The sequence below is a fragment of the Streptomyces altiplanensis genome, assembly GCF_053591575.1.
In genome coordinates, this window is the sequence record NZ_JBSFUB010000040.1 from 1 (window position 1) to 16,938 (window position 16,938).

The 16,938-nt window shown below is 70.4% G+C and carries 16 protein-coding genes; 8 read left to right on the forward strand and 8 right to left on the reverse strand.

Features of this window, described 5'->3' with window-relative positions; genetic code table 11:
* Nucleotides 1-175: 175 nt before the first annotated feature.
* The 3 genes from ACWD0Y_RS18900 (at nucleotide 176) to groL (ending at nucleotide 3,090) form a co-directional block, all read left to right on the forward strand.
* On the forward strand, nucleotides 176-760 hold the full coding sequence (locus ACWD0Y_RS18900; RefSeq protein WP_450261470.1) for a polysaccharide deacetylase family protein: 585 nt from the start codon (nucleotides 176-178) through the stop codon (nucleotides 758-760).
* Between the two features lie 295 nt (nucleotides 761-1,055).
* Nucleotides 1,056-1,364: a co-chaperone GroES gene (gene groES / locus ACWD0Y_RS18905; RefSeq protein WP_028812332.1), complete on the forward strand. Its 309-nt coding sequence runs from the start codon at nucleotides 1,056-1,058 to the stop codon at nucleotides 1,362-1,364.
* Nucleotides 1,365-1,458: 94 nt separating this feature from the next.
* Nucleotides 1,459-3,090: a chaperonin GroEL gene (gene groL / locus ACWD0Y_RS18910; protein WP_450261471.1), complete on the forward strand. Its 1,632-nt coding sequence runs from the start codon at nucleotides 1,459-1,461 to the stop codon at nucleotides 3,088-3,090.
* A 72-nt stretch (nucleotides 3,091-3,162) separates the two neighbouring features.
* Here the strand turns inward: groL and ACWD0Y_RS18915 are convergent, their stop codons facing one another.
* From ACWD0Y_RS18915 to ACWD0Y_RS18945, 7 genes are all read right to left on the reverse strand, one after another.
* Nucleotides 3,163-3,858 (reverse strand): ester cyclase, encoded by a 696-nt coding sequence (locus ACWD0Y_RS18915; protein ID WP_450261472.1) that lies wholly within the window; start codon nucleotides 3,856-3,858, stop codon nucleotides 3,163-3,165.
* A gap of 61 nt (nucleotides 3,859-3,919) precedes the next feature.
* A complete protein-coding gene (locus ACWD0Y_RS18920; protein ID WP_450261473.1) occupies nucleotides 3,920-4,948 on the reverse strand; it encodes a hydroxyacid dehydrogenase in 1,029 nt (342 codons plus the stop codon).
* Between the two features lie 24 nt (nucleotides 4,949-4,972).
* The gene (locus tag ACWD0Y_RS18925; RefSeq protein ID WP_450261474.1) at nucleotides 4,973-5,842 is read right to left on the reverse strand and encodes a carbohydrate ABC transporter permease; all 870 of its coding nucleotides are present in this window, start codon (nucleotides 5,840-5,842) and stop codon (nucleotides 4,973-4,975) included.
* Nucleotides 5,839-6,735: a carbohydrate ABC transporter permease gene (locus tag ACWD0Y_RS18930; RefSeq protein WP_450261475.1), complete on the reverse strand. Its 897-nt coding sequence runs from the start codon at nucleotides 6,733-6,735 to the stop codon at nucleotides 5,839-5,841. Before ACWD0Y_RS18930 ends, ACWD0Y_RS18925 begins: the two co-directional genes overlap by 4 nt.
* Nucleotides 6,736-6,742: 7 nt before the next feature.
* Entirely contained in the window at nucleotides 6,743-8,077 is a 1,335-nt protein-coding gene (locus tag ACWD0Y_RS18935) for an ABC transporter substrate-binding protein (RefSeq protein WP_450261476.1), read from the reverse strand.
* Between the two features lie 100 nt (nucleotides 8,078-8,177).
* The gene (locus ACWD0Y_RS18940) at nucleotides 8,178-9,281 is read right to left on the reverse strand and encodes a LacI family DNA-binding transcriptional regulator (protein ID WP_450261477.1); all 1,104 of its coding nucleotides are present in this window, start codon (nucleotides 9,279-9,281) and stop codon (nucleotides 8,178-8,180) included.
* A 650-nt stretch (nucleotides 9,282-9,931) separates the two neighbouring features.
* Nucleotides 9,932-10,705, reverse strand: a complete 774-nt coding sequence (locus ACWD0Y_RS18945) for an SDR family NAD(P)-dependent oxidoreductase (protein WP_450261478.1) — start codon at nucleotides 10,703-10,705, stop codon at nucleotides 9,932-9,934.
* A 127-nt stretch (nucleotides 10,706-10,832) separates the two neighbouring features.
* Here ACWD0Y_RS18945 and ACWD0Y_RS18950 point away from each other — a divergent pair, with 127 nt between their 5' ends.
* Complete coding sequence (locus ACWD0Y_RS18950) at nucleotides 10,833-11,729, forward strand: LysR family transcriptional regulator (protein WP_093799506.1); 897 nt, start codon at nucleotides 10,833-10,835, stop codon at nucleotides 11,727-11,729.
* Nucleotides 11,730-11,816: 87 nt separating this feature from the next.
* On the opposite strand, the gene ACWD0Y_RS18955 is transcribed toward ACWD0Y_RS18950, so the two are convergent.
* Nucleotides 11,817-12,143 (reverse strand): WhiB family transcriptional regulator, encoded by a 327-nt coding sequence (locus tag ACWD0Y_RS18955; protein WP_450261479.1) that lies wholly within the window; start codon nucleotides 12,141-12,143, stop codon nucleotides 11,817-11,819.
* Nucleotides 12,144-12,523: 380 nt separating this feature from the next.
* On the opposite strand from ACWD0Y_RS18955, the gene ACWD0Y_RS18960 reads away from it, so the two are divergent.
* From ACWD0Y_RS18960 to ACWD0Y_RS18975, 4 genes are all read left to right on the forward strand, one after another.
* Nucleotides 12,524-13,135, forward strand: a complete 612-nt coding sequence (locus ACWD0Y_RS18960; protein WP_003948568.1) for a response regulator transcription factor — start codon at nucleotides 12,524-12,526, stop codon at nucleotides 13,133-13,135.
* A 254-nt stretch (nucleotides 13,136-13,389) separates the two neighbouring features.
* Nucleotides 13,390-13,965 (forward strand): sigma-70 family RNA polymerase sigma factor, encoded by a 576-nt coding sequence (locus ACWD0Y_RS18965; RefSeq protein WP_028812321.1) that lies wholly within the window; start codon nucleotides 13,390-13,392, stop codon nucleotides 13,963-13,965.
* Between the two features lie 139 nt (nucleotides 13,966-14,104).
* Complete coding sequence (gene guaB / locus ACWD0Y_RS18970; RefSeq protein ID WP_450261480.1) at nucleotides 14,105-15,607, forward strand: IMP dehydrogenase; 1,503 nt, start codon at nucleotides 14,105-14,107, stop codon at nucleotides 15,605-15,607.
* Between the two features lie 113 nt (nucleotides 15,608-15,720).
* Nucleotides 15,721-16,845, forward strand: coding sequence for a GuaB3 family IMP dehydrogenase-related protein (locus ACWD0Y_RS18975; RefSeq protein WP_450261481.1), 1,125 nt, complete (start codon nucleotides 15,721-15,723; stop codon nucleotides 16,843-16,845).
* Nucleotides 16,846-16,938 lie beyond the last annotated feature (93 nt).

Here is a 16,938-nt window from a genome sequence, read left to right on the forward strand (position 1 = left end):
GAGGCGTACTGAACACGAATGCACATCAGGGATCCCCCCGAAACGGCAGGCGACAGGGTGTCAGCCGCACGGAGGGCCGGCGCCGCGGCCCGGGGCGTACGCGCGGTGGGGGCTGCGGGAGCCGCTCCGTCCGGCGCCGGCGCCCCCGGCCCGTAAACCGGACCGGCCCTTCGTCGTGGACCGCGTACCGACCCGCGACAAGGTCGTCTTCCTCACCTTCGGCGACGGCGCCGCCGAGGACTCCGCGTTCGTGCGGCTGGTCGACGAACTGAACCTGCCGGTCAGCGTGTTCCTGACGGACAGCGCGACCTCACCCGGACACGGCCGCTTCGACCGGCTGAGGCAGGCGGGCGGCGGCCCCGGCACGGTGCAGAACCACGGGGTCGGCCAGGTCTACCTGCCCGGTCTGCCGTACGCCGGACAGCGCGCCCAGATCTGCGGCCAGCGGGACCGCCTGGAGGCCCGCTTCGGCACCGGGCCGCGGCTCTTCAGGCCGCCCTACGGGGCGTACAACAACCAGACGCTGCGGGCGGCGGGCGACTGCGGGGCCGACGCGGTGGTGCTGTGGCGGGTTTCGGCGCGAGGCGGCGACCTGCGGTACGCGCGGGGCGGCCGGCTGCGGCCGGGCGACATCGTGCTCGCGTACCCCAGGGGCCCCGGTGAGCTCAAGGGGCCGGCGCTCACGGAGACGACGGTGCGGGTGCTGCGCAGCATCCAGGAACAGGGGTTCGCGGTGGCGCGGCTGGAGGACTACCTCTGAGGACCGCTTCGGGGGACTGCCTCCGAGAACTGCCTCCGAGAACGGCCTTCGAGAACTCCTTCCGAGGACTGCCTCCGACGCGGCCGGGCACCGGGGCGGGAACACGCGCGGCGGCGCTGAATTGGCACTCGGCTTGACCGAGTGCTAACCGCGTCATAGTCTCGGCGTTGGCACTCTCCACCGGCGAGTGCCAATAGTAGCGACGGGCAGGTCCGGCACCCGCGACGACGGATCCACCTGGTCGCCACCCCACATCAGTTAACCCCGTGAGATCTCCGAAGGGGGAGACCGGACCGTGACGACCACCAGCTCCAAGGTTGCCATCAAGCCGCTCGAGGACCGCATTGTGGTCCAGCCGCTCGACGCCGAGCAGACCACCGCCTCTGGCCTGGTCATTCCGGACACCGCCAAGGAGAAGCCCCAGGAGGGCGTCGTCCTGGCCGTGGGCCCGGGCCGCTTCGAGAACGGCGAGCGCCTGCCGCTCGACGTATCCGTCGGCGATGTCGTGCTGTACAGCAAGTACGGCGGCACCGAGGTGAAGTACAGCGGCGAGGAGTACCTCGTCCTCTCGGCTCGCGACGTGCTCGCGATCATCGAGAAGTAACTCGCCCCAAGATTGCTTTTGATCTGCGCCCCTGGCCCCCAGCGATTGCCGGGCGGCCCGGGGCGCATTTCGTTTGAGAGGACAGAGAAGCTCCATGGCGAAGATTCTGAAGTTCGACGAGGACGCCCGTCGCGCCCTCGAGCGCGGCGTCAACAAGCTTGCCGACACGGTGAAGGTGACGATCGGCCCCAAGGGCCGCAACGTCGTCATCGACAAGAAGTTCGGCGCCCCCACCATCACCAACGACGGTGTCACGATCGCGCGTGAGGTCGAGCTCGACGACCCGTACGAGAACCTGGGCGCCCAGCTCGTGAAGGAGGTGGCGACCAAGACCAACGACATCGCGGGTGACGGCACCACCACCGCCACCGTGCTGGCCCAGGCGCTGGTCCGCGAGGGCCTGCGCAACGTCGCCGCCGGCGCTTCCCCGGCCGCCCTGAAGAAGGGCATCGACGCCGCGGTCAAGGCGGTCTCCGAGGACCTCCTCGCGACGGCCCGCCCGATCGACGACAAGTCCGACATCGCCGCCGTGGCCGGGCTCTCCGCCCAGGACTCGCAGGTCGGCGAGCTCATCGCCGAGGCGATGGACAAGGTCGGCAAGGACGGTGTCATCACCGTCGAGGAGTCCAACACCTTCGGCCTGGAGCTCGACTTCACCGAGGGCATGGCCTTCGACAAGGGCTACCTCTCGCCGTACATGGTGACCGACCAGGAGCGCATGGAGGCCGTCCTCGACGACCCGTACATCCTGATCCACCAGGGCAAGATCGGCTCGATCCAGGACCTGCTGCCGCTGCTGGAGAAGGTCATCCAGGCCGGCGCCTCCAAGCCGCTGCTGATCATCGCCGAGGACGTCGAGGGCGAGGCCCTGTCGACCCTGGTCGTCAACAAGATCCGCGGCACCTTCAACGCCGTCGCGGTGAAGGCCCCCGGCTTCGGCGACCGCCGCAAGGCCATGCTCGGCGACATCGCCACCCTCACCGGTGCGACCGTCATCGCCGAGGAGGTCGGCCTCAAGCTCGACCAGGCCGGTCTCGACGTGCTGGGCACCGCCCGCCGCGTGACCGTCACCAAGGACGACACGACGATCGTCGACGGCGGAGGCAACGCCGACGAGGTCGTCGGCCGCGTCAACCAGATCAAGGCCGAGATCGAGTCCACCGACTCCGACTGGGACCGCGAGAAGCTCCAGGAGCGCCTCGCGAAGCTGGCCGGCGGCGTGTGCGTGATCAAGGTCGGCGCCGCCACCGAGGTGGAGCTGAAGGAGAAGAAGCACCGTCTGGAGGACGCCATCTCCGCGACCCGCGCCGCGGTCGAGGAGGGCATCGTCTCCGGTGGTGGCTCCGCCCTGGTCCACGCCGCCAAGGTGCTCGAGGGCGGTCTGGGCAAGACCGGCGACGAGGCCACGGGTGTCGCGGTCGTCCGCCGCGCCGTCGTCGAGCCGCTGCGCTGGATCGCCGAGAACGCCGGCCTCGAGGGCTACGTCATCACCGCCAAGGTGAGCGAGCTCGACAAGGGCCACGGCTTCAACGCCGCGACCGGCGAGTACGGCGACCTGGTCAAGGCCGGTGTCATCGACCCGGTCAAGGTCACCCGCTCCGCGCTGGAGAACGCCGCGTCCATCGCGTCGCTGCTGCTCACGACCGAGACCCTGGTCGTCGAGAAGCCGGCCGAGGAAGAGGCGGACGCCGGCCACGGCCACGGCGGCCACGGCCACAGCCACTGACGTCGTACGACGTGTGAGGGCCCCCGTTCCCACCACCGCCCGGTGGCGGGAACGGGGGCCTTGTCGTCGGGTTCAGCGGACTGCGCCGAGCTGCCGCATCAGGCCCAGCGCGTCCATGTGCCACCAGCCTTCCCGGATCATTCCGTCCTGGAAGCAGAAGATCGTGGTGCCGGTCATGGTGCACTGCTTGCCGGTGGGGGCGATGCCCATGAAGTCGCCCTTGTGCATGCCGGTCCACGTCCACAGCGTGACCACGTCGTCCCCCTCCGACACCTGCTTGTCGAGGACGAAGCTGAAGTCGAAGGCACTGCGCCAGCCGGTCACGTCACCGCGGATGGCGTCGATGCCGGCCACCGTGTCCTCCTCCTTGAGGACGTCGTGGTCCCGGTAGTCGGCCGCGAACAGTTCGTCAATGGCGTCGAGGTTGCCCCCGGCGGCGACCTCGTGGAAGAAACGGCGGGCGGTCGCCGCGTTCAGCTGCTCCTCACGGATGACGTCGAGGTCCGTGAACGAGGGCATCCCGTCGCAGAGCGCCACCATTTCCTGGAAGATCCGGTCCGTCTCCGGCAGGTGGGAGTTCTTCATCGCCTCTTCGTGCGACGGGAACTCGACGATCTCGACGTAGTGGTTCGCCCGGGAGCGGTCCTTGCCGACGATGTTGTGCGTGGCGGTCCGCTTGCCCTTGGTCTGCTCGGCCCACCGGTCCATGAGCTGGTTCATGTCGTCGGACCGCTCGGTCGTGTAGTCGATTATCTGTACGAATTTCATGACGCCTCCCGCGCTGGGATGGGACACGTCCATCTTAGTGAAATGCGCGTTATACCCCCTTTCAGGCCGAGTGGCGCAGGGACTCCGGACGGACCGGGTCGGCGAAGGGCAGGCCCTGTGCGTAACGCTCCAGCTCGTCCAGCGCCTGGTCGGCCATGCGGTGGAGTTCGCCGCCCAGCGAGCCCGCGATGTGGGGGGTCAGCAGGACGTTCGGGAGGTCGTACAGCGGCGAGTCCGGCGGTGGCAGTTCCGGATCCGTCACGTCGAGTACGGCGTCCAGGCGGCCGGAGGCGAGCTCCGGGAGCAGCGCGCTCTCGTCGACGAGGGAGCCCCGGGCGGTGTTGATCAGGGTCGCGCCGGCGGGCATCGCGGCCAGCTGGCGGGCGCTGATCATGTGGTGGGTCGCCGGGAGCTGCGGGGCGTGGACCGAGACCACGGAACTCCGTGCGCACAGGTCGTCCAGGGAGACCGGCTCGACGCCGAGCGCGGCGGCTTCCCGCGGGGTGACGTACGGGTCGTACAGCAGGACGTCCAGGTCGAAGGGGCGCAGCAGTTCGATGACGCGGCGGCCGATGCGCGAGGCGCCGACGATGCCCACGGTGCGGCGGTGGTTCCCGGCGCCGTGGAGATACGCGCCCCAGTCGTGGTCGGCGCGCAGGGCGCGGTAGCGGGCGGCGGAGCGCAGGACGCGTTTGCCGGCGAAGAGGATCGCGGCGAGCGTGTACTCGGCCACGGGCAGGGCGTTGGCCGCCGCCGCGGAGGTCACGGAGATGGAGCGGTCCCAGCAGGCCCGGGTGACGTGGTGCTTGACGGAGCCCGCCGCGTGGACGACGGCGCGCAGGTTCGGGGCGGCGTCGAGGACTTCGGCGGTGAGCGGCGTGGCGCCCCAGCAGGTGAACAGGACCTCGGCCTCGGCGAGGGCCGCCGCGACGCGCGGCGCCGGGGCGGCGAGGTCGTGCGCGACCAGGTGCGGGTCGGTGCGCGCCAGCCCGGCCAGCCGGACGCGGTGGCGGTCGGTGAACAGGCGTTCCGCGATGCCGGGGCCCATGGCGAGAAGCAGGGACGGCTGACTGTCAGTGGCGTGGTGCATGGTGGAACTCGGGCTCCTCTTGAGTCACTTGACGCTTCCGGCGGTGAGCCCGGCCTTCCAGTGCCGCTGAAGGGAGACGAAGGCGACGATCAGGGGGATGACGGCGAGGAGGGAGCCGGTGACGACGAGGGGGTAGAACTCCGGCTCGCCGTGGGCGTTGCTGTTCCACGCGTACAGGCCGAGGCTCAGCGGGAAGAGCTTCTGGTCCGAGAGCATCACCAGGGGGAGGAAGAAATTGTTCCAGATGGCGGTGAACTGGAAGAGGAAGACGGTCACGAACCCCGGCATGATCATGCGCATACCGATGGACCAGAAGGTGCGCAGCTCACCCGCTCCGTCGATACGGGCGGCTTCGAGGGCCTCGTCCGGGATGTAGCCGGCGCTGAAGACCCGGGCGAGGTAGACGCCGAAGGGGTGGACCAGTACGGGGACGAGCACGGCCCAGTAGGTGTTGACGATGCCCACCTCGCTGGCGAGCAGGTACAGCGGCAGGGCGAGCGCGGTCGTCGGGACCAGTACGCCCAGCAGGACGGCGCCGAACAGCTTCTCCTTGCCCCTGAACCGGTACTTGTCGAAGGCGTAGCCCGCGGCGACGCTGATCAGCGAGCTGACGAGGGCGCCGCCGCCCGCGTACACCAGGCTGTTGAGGTACCAGCGGAAGTAGACGCCGTCGCCGTACGAGGCCAGGGCGGAGAGGTTCGCGCCGAGGCTGAAGTCCTCGAAGGAGAAGGCGTTTCCGGCGAGCAGGCCGCCGGTGTCCTTGGTGGCGGCGGTGACCAGCCAGACGAGGGGGAGGAGCATGTAGACCATGGCGAGGACGAGCGCGCCGTTGACGGCGGACTTCGACAGCCAGCGGCTGGTGGTGGTGCTCGCGGTTCTGTCCGGAGAGCTCATGCCTTCTTCCCCTTCCGTCCGGTGAAGCGGGTGACCGCGAAGGAGAGCAGCGCGGCGGTGAGCGCGAGGAGCACGGAGGCGGCGGCCGCGAGTCCGTAGTCACCCCGGTCGAAGGCCGCGGTGTACGCGTACATGTTCGGCGTCCAGGTGGAGGTGACGGACGATCCGGTGCCCTTGTTGATGATCAGCGGCTCGGTGAACAGCTGGAGCGAGCCGATGACCGTGAACAGCGCGACCATCACGACCGAGGCGCGGATCAGCGGGACCTTGACGCTGAACGCGATGCGCCAGGAGCCGGCCCCGTCCACCGTGGCCGCTTCCAGCACGGAACGGTCCACGGCCTGGAGGGCGGCGTAGAAGATCACCATGTTGTAGCCGAGCCATTCCCACAGCGCGATGTTGATGACGGAGGGGAGGGCGCCTTCGGGTGCGAAGAAGTCGAAGCCGATGCCGCCGGCCTCCATCGCGTCGACGACCGGGCTGAGCTGGGGCGTATAGAGGTAGACCCAGATCAGCGCGGCGATGATGCCGGGGACGGCGTGCGGCAGGAAGAGCGCGAGCTGGAAGAAGCGGCGGGCGCGGGCGAGCGTCGAGTCGAGGAGCAGGGCGAGCGCGAGGGCTCCGCCGATCATCAGCGGGATGTAGAAGACGCAGTATCCGAGGAGTACGGCGAAACCCTCGCGGAAGGCCGGATCACCCAGCGCGGCGGCGTAGTTGCCGAGGCCGCTGAAGACGGTCTCCGATCCGCCGAAGCCCAGCCCCGACTGCTTCTCGGTGAACAGGCTCAGCCAGACCGCGTACCCGATCGGCACCACCATCACCAGGGTGAAGAGCACGAAGAAGGGGGCCAGCAGCATGCCGGCGGCGGCGTTGGTCCGGGTGCGGGCCTTCACGGTCGTCTCAGCCCTCCACCTTCAGGCCGCGCTTCCTCAGCTCGGAGACGGTCGCGTCGTGCCCGGCCTCGACCGCGTCGGCGATTGTCGCGCCACCGCCGGCGACCTTGCCGAACCCGTCCTTGATGACGGTGTTGGTGGTGCCGGTGCTGGGGCCCCACGCCCAGTCGGGGGAGATGGAGGCGCCGGCGTCCTCGAAGACCCGGTAGATGTCCTGGCCGCCGTAGAACTTCGCGTCGAAGGCGGCCTTGGCGGCCGGGCGCAGTCCGGCGGCGGCGGGGAAGGCGCTCGACGTACCGGAGGCGATCCGGGCCTCGATGCCGTCCTCGGTGGTCGTCATCCACTGCGCGAACTCGACGGCGGCCTCCGTCTTCCGGCTGTCCTTGGTCACCGCGAAGGTGGAGCCGCCCAGCATGCCGCTGGCGGGTTTGCCGTCCCAGGACGGCATCGGGGCGACGGCCCACTTGCCGCTCTGCTCGGGCAGGATGCCCGTCAGGACGCCCGCGCCCCAGGAGGCGCCGAGGTAGCCGATGGTGGAGCCGCTCTTGAGGGAGTTGGTCCACTCCGGGCTGAAGGAGGCGTTGTTGCGGACCAGGTCGTCGTCGAGCAGTCCCTGCCAGTACGCCGAGACCTTCTTGGTCGCGGCGTCGGTCGTGTCGACCTTCCAGGTGTCGCCCTCGGCCTTGAACCACTGGGCGCCGGCCTGCCAGGCCATCGCCTGGAAGGTGGTCGGGTCGTCGGGGAAGAAGGTGCCGATGCGCGCCTTCCTGTCGGCCTTCCTGACCTTCTCGGCGGCCTCACGGAACTCGTCCCAGGTCCTGGGGACTTCGACGCCGTACTTCTCGAACAGGTCCTTGCGGTAGTAGAAGGCCTGCGGCGAGGCGTCGAAGGGAACGGCCCAGTTCTTGCCGCCGAGGGCGGTCAGCTCGACGGCCTGCGGCAGGAACTTCTTCCTCACGTCGTCGGAGAGGTGGCCGCTGATGTCCTGGACCGCCCCCTGGCTGACGAACTCCGGGAGCATCGGGTACTCGATGGAGACCAGGTCGGGGGCGTTGCCCGCCTTCACGGCGTTGGAGATCTTGGCGTAGCCGCCGGCGTTGCCCGAGGGGATCTCCTCGTACTTCACCCGGATGTCCTCGTGCGAGGCGTTGAAGGCGTCGACCACCTCCTTCGAGCCCTTGGCCCAGCCCCAGAAGGTGATCGGGACGGGCTTGCCGTCACTGCCGGGGGCGGCGGACTCCTTGTCCGCACCGCTGCCGCTGCCGCCGCAGGCCGTGAGGACGGCGAGGGCGGTGGCGGCGCCGACTATGACGTGGGTCGTTCTGTTCCAACTGCGGCTCACGGCAGGGCTCCTGAACAGGCGGCGGGATGGGCGTTGGCCGTGATCCTTGGACCAGCGCTGACCGAAGTCAAGAGCGAAAGATTGATTGATCGAAAAAAGATCAGATCGATGAGGCTCCGCAGGACGCCCGTACGCGCAACTGCGGAAGCAGCGTCAGATGCCGCCGCGGCTCCTCCCCGTCCGCGTCCCGCCCCCGTCCCGGCCGCCCCCGCCCCAGCCGCTCCACCAGCAGCCCGGCCGCCTGCCGCCCCACCTCGCGCTTGGGCGGCGCCACCGCCGTCAGGGGGGTGTCCGCCAGCGCCGCCACCTCGTCGTCGTACGCGATCAGCGCCAGGTCCTGCGGCACCCGCACGCCCAGTTCGGCCAGCCGCTGCACCACCTGGATCGCGTCCACGTCGTTGTGGATCAGCGCGGCCGTCGCCGCCCCCGAAGCCACCGCCTCCCGCAGGGCCCGTACCGCCGCCTCGAACCGGTCCGGGTACACCTCCGCCGGTACGGAATCGATCACGTCCCGCGGCGGGCGCAGCCCCAGCACGCCCAGCGCGTCCGCGTACCCGGCGCGCACCGCGAGAGCCGTCGGCGAGTCGTCGCGGGCCATCAGCAGCGGCGCCCCGTGCCCCAGTTGCCTCAGGTGGCGCACCGCCAGCAGCACCCCGTGCCGGTGGTCCGAGCAGACCCGGTCGGTCCCGTCCAGCGGCGACCCGGCCGCCGGCCGGCGTTCCAGCAGCACGGCGGGCACGGGCAGCGAGGCGATCCAGTCGCCGTACGCCGCCGGGTCGCCCGGCCGCCGCCATCCCGGCGCGACCAGCAGGCCCTCGGCGCCCGCTGCCAGCAGGCCCTCGGTGCGCGCGTGGTCCTCCTCCGGCCGGTAGTCGGAGATCCGCAGGATCAGCCGGGCGCCGGCCCGCGCCGCGGCCTCGTGCGCGCCCCGGATGACCTCGGCGAAGTAGTACGTCGCGGAGGGCGCCAGCATGCCGAGCACCAGTCCGCCGGCGGCACCGGTGCCGCCGCTCTGCTCCTGCGGCCACGACACCGACCCGTGCACCCGGTCGAGCAGGCCGCGCCCGGCCAGCTCCTCCACGTCCCGGCGCACGGTGACGGGGGAGACCCCCAGCCGGTCGGCGAGATCCGACACGCGGGCCGAACCCCGTTCCCGCACCAGGTCCAGCAGTCGGTCGTGACGTTCAGCAGCACTCTCGCGCACGGCGGCGGTCCCCTCGCAGTTGTGGCGCAGGCCAGAATGATCGAACGATAAGAGTTTCGATCATTCAACCGCAATCCATTGGCGTTCGATCAATTCGGGTTCTGGATTCCGGTGACGCCGCACCCCGCCCGGCCGTCCACCCGTCCACCCCGTCCGACCGCTCGTCCGCCCCCGGCTCTCCAGGGGAGCATCATGCCGCTCGGGAACCAGCCGAAGGGCCCGTACACCCCCTGGAGCCGTGACGACTGGGAAGCGACGGCGGGCCGGACCCGGCTGGCCGTCCGCCCCCACGCGTCCCCCGCCGCGCTCTGATCAACCTGCCCCGCACCCGGCCCGGTTGGTCCGGCCCCCGCTCCGGCGGCCTCGAAGGCTTCGCCGGTACCCTCCTGCCCGCCGCCTTCCGGTTCCGGGGCGCGGGCGCGCGGGGGCCACGACCCGCACGGACACCTCGCCCGCTACGCCGGAGGTATCGCCGCGGGCACCGCCGAGTCCGGCCCGGCCCCCGTCGCCATCCCCGCCGACGTCCGGATCACCGGTCGCGCCATCCGGGTGACCCGGGAGAACGGATCAACTCCCCAGCTCTCCCCGCATTACCGAGGCCCCTGATACCGAGACCCCTGATACCGAGGCCCGTACCGCCGGGATCCGCGCTACCGAGGCCCGTACTTCCGGCCCGTCTTCGAAGTGATCCCTCCGAGCAGGCCGCGCGGCGCCAGCTTCACCGCGCCCATCAGCGCCTTGTACCGGGGATCCGGCACCGACACCGTCTTCCCGCGCGCCAGATCGCTCATCGCGGCCGCCACCAGCTTGTCCGCGTCGAGCCACATCCAGCTGGGGATGTTGTCCGTCCCCATCCCGGCCCGCTCGTGGAATTCCGTACGCACGAACCCCGGGCACAGCGCCATCAGCCGCACCCCGCTGCCCGCCAGGTCCCGCGCCACGCCCTGCGTGAACTGCACGACCCACGCCTTGGAGGCGCCGTACGTCCCGCGCGGCACGAAGGCCGCGACCGACGCGACGTTGACGACACCGCCGCGCCCGCGCTCCTTCATCCCCGCGGTGGCCGCCGCCGTCAGCCGCAGGACCGCCTCGCAGTGCACCTTCAGCATGGTCAGCTCGTCGGCCATGGACACTTCGAGGAAGCGCCCCTTGTTGCCGAACCCGGCGTTGTTGACCAGCAGGTCCACCGGGTGTCTGCGGTCCGACAGCCGCGTCTCGACCGACGCGATCCCGGCCTCCGTCGACAGGTCGGCGGTCAGCACCTCCGCCTCGATGCCGTGCAGATCGTGCAGTTCTGTCGCCTGCTCCTGGAGCCGCTCGGTGTCGCGCGCCACCAGCACCAGGTTGTGCCCGTCCGTGGCGAGGCGCCGCGCGAAGGCGGCGCCGATGCCTGCTGTAGCCCCTGTAATCAGTGCAGTCGTCATACGCGGCACGTTAGTGCCCCGCGTGCCCTGCCCGCCCGGCAGGCTTCCCGGCCGCGGAAACCGGCCAGGGCTCAAAGCTGCCTGTCATTATTCCACGATCACCCCAAGAGCCACTTATGCTTCAAGGGTGATCGAAGCCCGTCATCTCCGTGTCCTGCGCGCCGTCGCCGCCACCGGCTCGTTCTCCGCCGCCGCGCGTGAACTCGGCTGCACACAGCCTGCCGTCAGCCAGCAGATGAAGGCCCTCGAACAGTCCGCGGGCACCCCGCTCCTCATCCGTACCGGCCGCGAGATGCGACTCACCCAGGCGGGTGAAGCCCTGGTCCGGCACGCCGCCGGCATCCTCGCCGGACTGACCGCCGCCGAGGAGGAGGTCGCCGCCATCGCGGGTCTGCGCGCCGGACGCGTACGCCTGGTGTCGTTCCCCAGCGGCAGCTCCACCCTGGTGCCCACCGCGCTGGCCGCCCTGCGCGCCGCCCACCCCGGCACCCGCGTCTCCCTGGTCGACGCGGAGCCCCCGCGCTCGGTCGAGATGCTGCGGGAGGGGGACTGCGACGTGGCGCTGGCGTTCCGTTACGGGCCCGGCGGCGCCACCGAGGACTGGGGCGACCTGGTCGTACGCCCGCTGCTCACCGACCGTCTCGTCGGTCTGGTCCCCGAGGGGCACCGGCTCGCGGAGGCCGGCCGGGTCGGCATCGGCGAGCTGGCCGACGAACCCTGGATCGCGGGCTGCCCGCGCTGCCGCAGGCAGTTGGTCGAAGTGTGCGAGAGCGCGGGCTTCGCGCCCCGGATCGATTTCGCGACCGACGACTACCCGGCCGTGATCGGCCTCGTGGGGGCCGGCCTGGGGGTCGCGGTCCTGCCCGAGCTGGCGATGGAGTCGGTACGTCCGAAGGGCGCGCGCACCGTGGCGGTGGAGCCTCCGGTGCGGCGCGAGATCGTGGCACTCACGCTCCCGGACCTGGCCCAGGTGCCGGCGGTGGCGGCCACGCTCGATCAGCTGGCGCTGGCTGCGGCTCGCTGAGCGGGGAGGGCGCGGGACGACGCGGGGCGGGGTGAGAGCGGGGGAGGGGCGGGAGCAGGGGGGAGAGGGAGGAGCGGAAACGTTCCTTCAGGAGGTCGGTGTGGCGGCGGGCCCCGCCGAAGCCGAGATGAGGCGGTTGCGCGCGCGGCCCATCAGCTCTTCGCGCTCGTCCTCGGTCAGTCCGCCCCACACGCCGTAGGGCTCACGCACCGCAAGAGCGTGCGCCGCGCACTCCGCGCGCACCGGGCACCTCATGCAGACCTCCTTAGCCGAGTTCTCACGCGCACTCCGTGCCGCGCCCCGCTCCCCCTCCGGGTGGAAGAAGAGCGAGCTGTCCACCCCACGGCACGCTGCGAGCAGCTGCCAGTCCCACAGATCGGCGTTGGGTCCGGGAAGGCGGGAGAAATCTGCCATTGCTTGTCCCCTTGCATCGATGCATCGAGAGTGCTCTGGACTTGAGGCGGCATCCACTGGTGTAAGCAGATGTAAATATGACTCATTGCGAATCTAGCCACAGACACCAGCAAAACGGAAGAAAAGCCGCTAAATGGGGCATAGCTTTACTTAGGAGACATGGCAACCCCTGATGCGCCCCTGCGCAACCGCACACTTACGTAGAGTGCCGATGGCGCACGTCCGGCCCGTAACTCTTTCGAGTGACCGTCGTTGAGTGTGTGAAGCGGTTGAAGGAACAAGCGATCGGGCAAGTGTCCGGGAGCGTCAATCGCACAGGTGACGAAATACGTACCAGCCTGGAGGCTCAAGGTGACGCGCATCAGCTGCGGAGGGCGGTCATGACATCCGTCCTCGTCTGCGACGACTCCCCGCTTGCCCGAGAGGCGCTCCGCCGCGCGGTCGCGACCGTGCCCGGCGTCGAGCGCGTGACGACAGCGGCCAACGGCGAGGAAGTCCTCCGCCGCTGGGGCGCCGACCGCTCGGACCTGATTCTGATGGACGTACGCATGCCCGGTCTGGGCGGCGTCGAGACCGTGCGCCGGCTGCTCTCCGCAGACCCGGGCGCCCGGATCATCATGCTCACGGTCGCCGAGGACCTCGACGGGGTCGCGCTCGCGGTCGCCGCCGGCGCCCGCGGCTACCTGCACAAGGACGCCTCGCGCGCCGAACTGCGGGCGACCGTGACCCAGGCGCTCGCCGACCCGACCTGGCGGCTCGCCCCGCGCCGGCTCAGGTCGGCCGAGATGGGCGCGGCCCCGACGCTCACGGCGCGTGAGATCCAGGTGCTCGAAGGCATGAGCCACGGACGCTCCAACGCCGAGATCGGCCGTGAGCTCTTCCTCTCGGAGGACACGGTCAAGACACACGCCCGGCGGCTCTTCAAGAAACTCGGCGCCTCGGACCGGGCGCACGCGGTCGCGCTCGGATTCCGCTGGGGCCTGGTCCGATAGGACCCGGCCGGTGCGCTCTCGCGCGGCTGCCGCGTTCCCCGTCCGCCCCCCGGCGGACGGGGTGACGGACGGGCGTGCCCCTTTCCGCCGCCGATGCCGCATCCTTGGGGAGTGGAAGAGTTCCTCAGGGACGATTCGGTCGAGCGGGAGGGGAGGGGCAGGAGATGAGTTCCGGCGTACCCGCTCATAACGCTTCAGTGCACAACTACGGACGTGGTGCCGCGAATGACCCGGCGCCAAGGCACCATGGACCGATGCGCGACGACGAGACGACGGTGATCGGTGCACTCGTCCGGCGTGCGGTCGAGGGCGACGAGCAGGCCACGCACGATCTCCTGGCCCGGGTCCACCCGCTGGCCCTGCGGTACTGCCGCACCCGGCTGAGCCGGCTGCCCGGTGATGCCCGCCACTTCGTGGAGGACCTGGCGCAGGAGGTCTGCGTCGCCGTCCTGATGGCACTGCCGCGCTACAAGGACACCGGCAGGCCCTTCGAGGCGTTCGTCTTCGCCATCGCCGCCCACAAGGTCGCCGACCTCCAGCGGGCCGCCATGCGTCACCCCGGTTCGACCGCCGTGCCGTCCGACGAGATGCCGGAGCGGCCCGACGACTCCCTCGGCCCCGAGGAGCGCGCGCTGCTCAGCAGCGACGCCGAGTGGGCCAAGAAACTTCTGGCGAATCTCCCGCAGGCGCAGCGCGAACTGCTGGTCCTGCGGGTCGCGGTGGGCCTGACCGCCGAGGAGACCGGGCAGATGCTGGGCATGTCGCCCGGCGCCGTCCGGGTCGCGCAGCACCGCGCGCTCAGCAGGCTGCGGGCCCTGGCCGGGCAGTAGCCGGACGGCTCTTCGCGCGCCCGCCTGCCGTATGAATGTACGAATTCCGTGAGTGATCTTGCTCGTGGAATGAGACACCCCGCGATCCCGTTAGCATGGACATCCGCGCCGAGCAAGACCATTTGGGAAGGTGTCAGGCATGACTGCCAACGTCGATGGAGTGCCCGAGAAGTTCGCGATGCTCGGGCTGACCTACGACGACGTGCTGCTGCTGCCCGGCGCGTCGGACATGGCCCCCGACCAGATCGACACCTCCTCGTACATCTCGAAGAACGTCCGGGTGAACGTCCCGCTGCTGTCCGCCGCGATGGACAAGGTCACCGAGTCGCGCATGGCCATCGCCATGGCCCGTCAGGGCGGCGTCGGTGTCCTGCACCGCAACCTCTCGATCGCCGACCAGGCCAACCAGGTCGACCTCGTCAAGCGCTCCGAGTCCGGCATGGTGACCGACCCGATCACCGTGCGCCCGGACACCACGCTCGGCGAGGCCGACGAGCTGTGCGCCAAGTTCCGCATCAGCGGCGTGCCGGTGACCGACCCGGCGGGCAAGCTCCTCGGCATCGTCACCAACCGTGACATGGCCTTCGAGACCGACCGCTCCCGTCAGGTCCGCGAGATCATGACGCCGATGCCGCTCGTCACGGGCAAGGTCGGCATCTCCCGCGTCGACGCGGTCCAGCTGCTGCGCCGCCACAAGATCGAGAAGCTTCCGCTGGTCGACGACGCGGGCATCCTCAAGGGCCTCATCACGGTCAAGGACTTCGTCAAGGCCGAGAAGTACCCGAACGCCGCCAAGGACGCCGAGGGCCGGCTGCTCGTCGGTGCGGCCGTGGGTGTCGCCGGCGACGCGTACGAGCGTGCTCAGGCGCTGATCGAAGCGGGCGTCGACTTCATCGTCGTCGACACCGCGCACGGCCACTCGCGGCTCGTCGGCGACATGGTCGCCAAGATCAAGTCGAACTCCACGGTCGACGTCATCGGCGGCAACGTCGCCACCCGCGACGGCGCCCAGGCGCTCATCGACGCCGGCTGCGACGGCATCAAGGTCGGCGTCGGCCCCGGCTCCATCTGCACGACCCGTGTGGTCGCCGGCATCGGCGTGCCGCAGGTCACCGCGATCTACGAGGCCTCGCTGGCCGCGAAGGCGGCCGGTGTGCCGGTCATCGGCGACGGCGGTCTCCAGTACTCCGGCGACATCGCGAAGGCGATCGTCGCGGGCGCCGACACGGTGATGCTCGGCTCGCTGCTCGCGGGCTGCGAGGAGTCGCCGGGCGAGCTGATGTTCATCAACGGCAAGCAGTTCAAGTCGTACCGCGGCATGGGCTCGCTGGGCGCGATGCAGTCCCGCGGCCAGGCCAAGTCGTACTCCAAGGACCGGTACTTCCAGGAGGGCGTCGGCGCCGACGACAAGCTCGTGCCCGAGGGCATCGAGGGCCAGGTGCCCTACCGGGGCCCGCTGTCCGCCGTCGTGCACCAGCTCGCCGGCGGTCTGCGCCAGTCGATGTTCTACGTCGGCGGCCGCACGATCCCGGAGCTCCAGCAGAACGGCCGGTTCGTCCGGATCACCTCGGCGGGCCTCAAGGAGAGCCACCCGCACGACATCCAGATGACGGTCGAGGCGCCGAACTACAGCAGGAAGTGACACGCGGTAACACCGACGCGCGCGCAGGGGCGGCCCCGGAATTTCCCGGGGCCGCCCCTGGCGCGTGTGTCGGGGATACTGGAACGGCATACCAAGAGGGAAAGGCCACACACGTGACTGAGATCGAGATCGGGCGCGGCAAGCGCGGCCGCAGGGCGTACGCGTTCGACGACATCGCCATCGTGCCGAGCCGGCGCACCCGGGACCCGAAAGAGGTCTCGATCGCCTGGCAGATCGACGCCTACCGCTTCGAGCTGCCCTTCCTGGCCGCTCCGATGGACTCGGTCGTCTCGCCCAGGACCGCCATCCGCATCGGTGAGCTGGGCGGCCTGGGCGTACTGAACCTCGAAGGTCTGTGGACGCGGTACGAGGACCCGGAGTCGCTGCTCCAGGAGATCGCGGAGCTCGACGACGAGACCGCGACCCGCCGTCTCCAGGAGATCTACGCCGCTCCCATCCAGGCGGACCTGATCGGGCAGCGCATCAAGGAGGTGCGCGACTCGGGCGTGGTCACCGCCGCCGCGCTGTCCCCGCAGCGTACGGCCGAGTTCTCCAAGGCCGTCGTGGACGCCGGTGTCGACATCTTCGTGATCCGCGGGACCACGGTCTCCGCCGAGCACGTGTCGGGCGCCGCCGAGCCGCTGAACCTCAAGCAGTTCATCTACGAGCTCGACGTCCCGGTCATCGTGGGCGGCTGCGCGACGTACACCGCAGCGCTGCACCTGATGCGGACCGGCGCGGCCGGCGTCCTCGTCGGCTTCGGCGGCGGCGCCGCGCACACCACGCGCAACGTGCTGGGCATCCAGGTGCCGATGGCGACCGCCGTCGCCGACGTGGCCGCGGCCCGCCGCGACTACATGGACGAGTCCGGCGGCCGGTACGTGCATGTCATCGCCGACGGCGGCGTCGGCTGGTCCGGCGACCTGCCGAAGGCCATCGCCTGCGGCGCGGACGCCGTGATGATGGGCTCGCCGCTGGCCCGCGCGACGGACGCGCCGGGGCGCGGCCACCACTGGGGCATGGAGGCCGTCCACGAGGACGTGCCGCGCGGCAAGCGCATGGACCTGGGCGCGGTCGGCACGACCGAGGAGATCCTCCTCGGCCCGTCGCACACCCCGGACGGCTCGATGAACCTGTTCGGCGCGCTGCGCCGCTCGATGGCGACCACGGGCTACAGCGAGCTCAAGGAGTTCCAGCGCGTCGAGGTGACGGTCTCCCCGGCCGAGCACAAGCGCTGACCCCCGGCCGTACGTGTCCGGTACTTCGCCCCGCCGGGTTTCCGGGCGGGGCGAAGTGCTGGGCGGCCCCGCTTCTTCCCGCCCCGCTTCTTC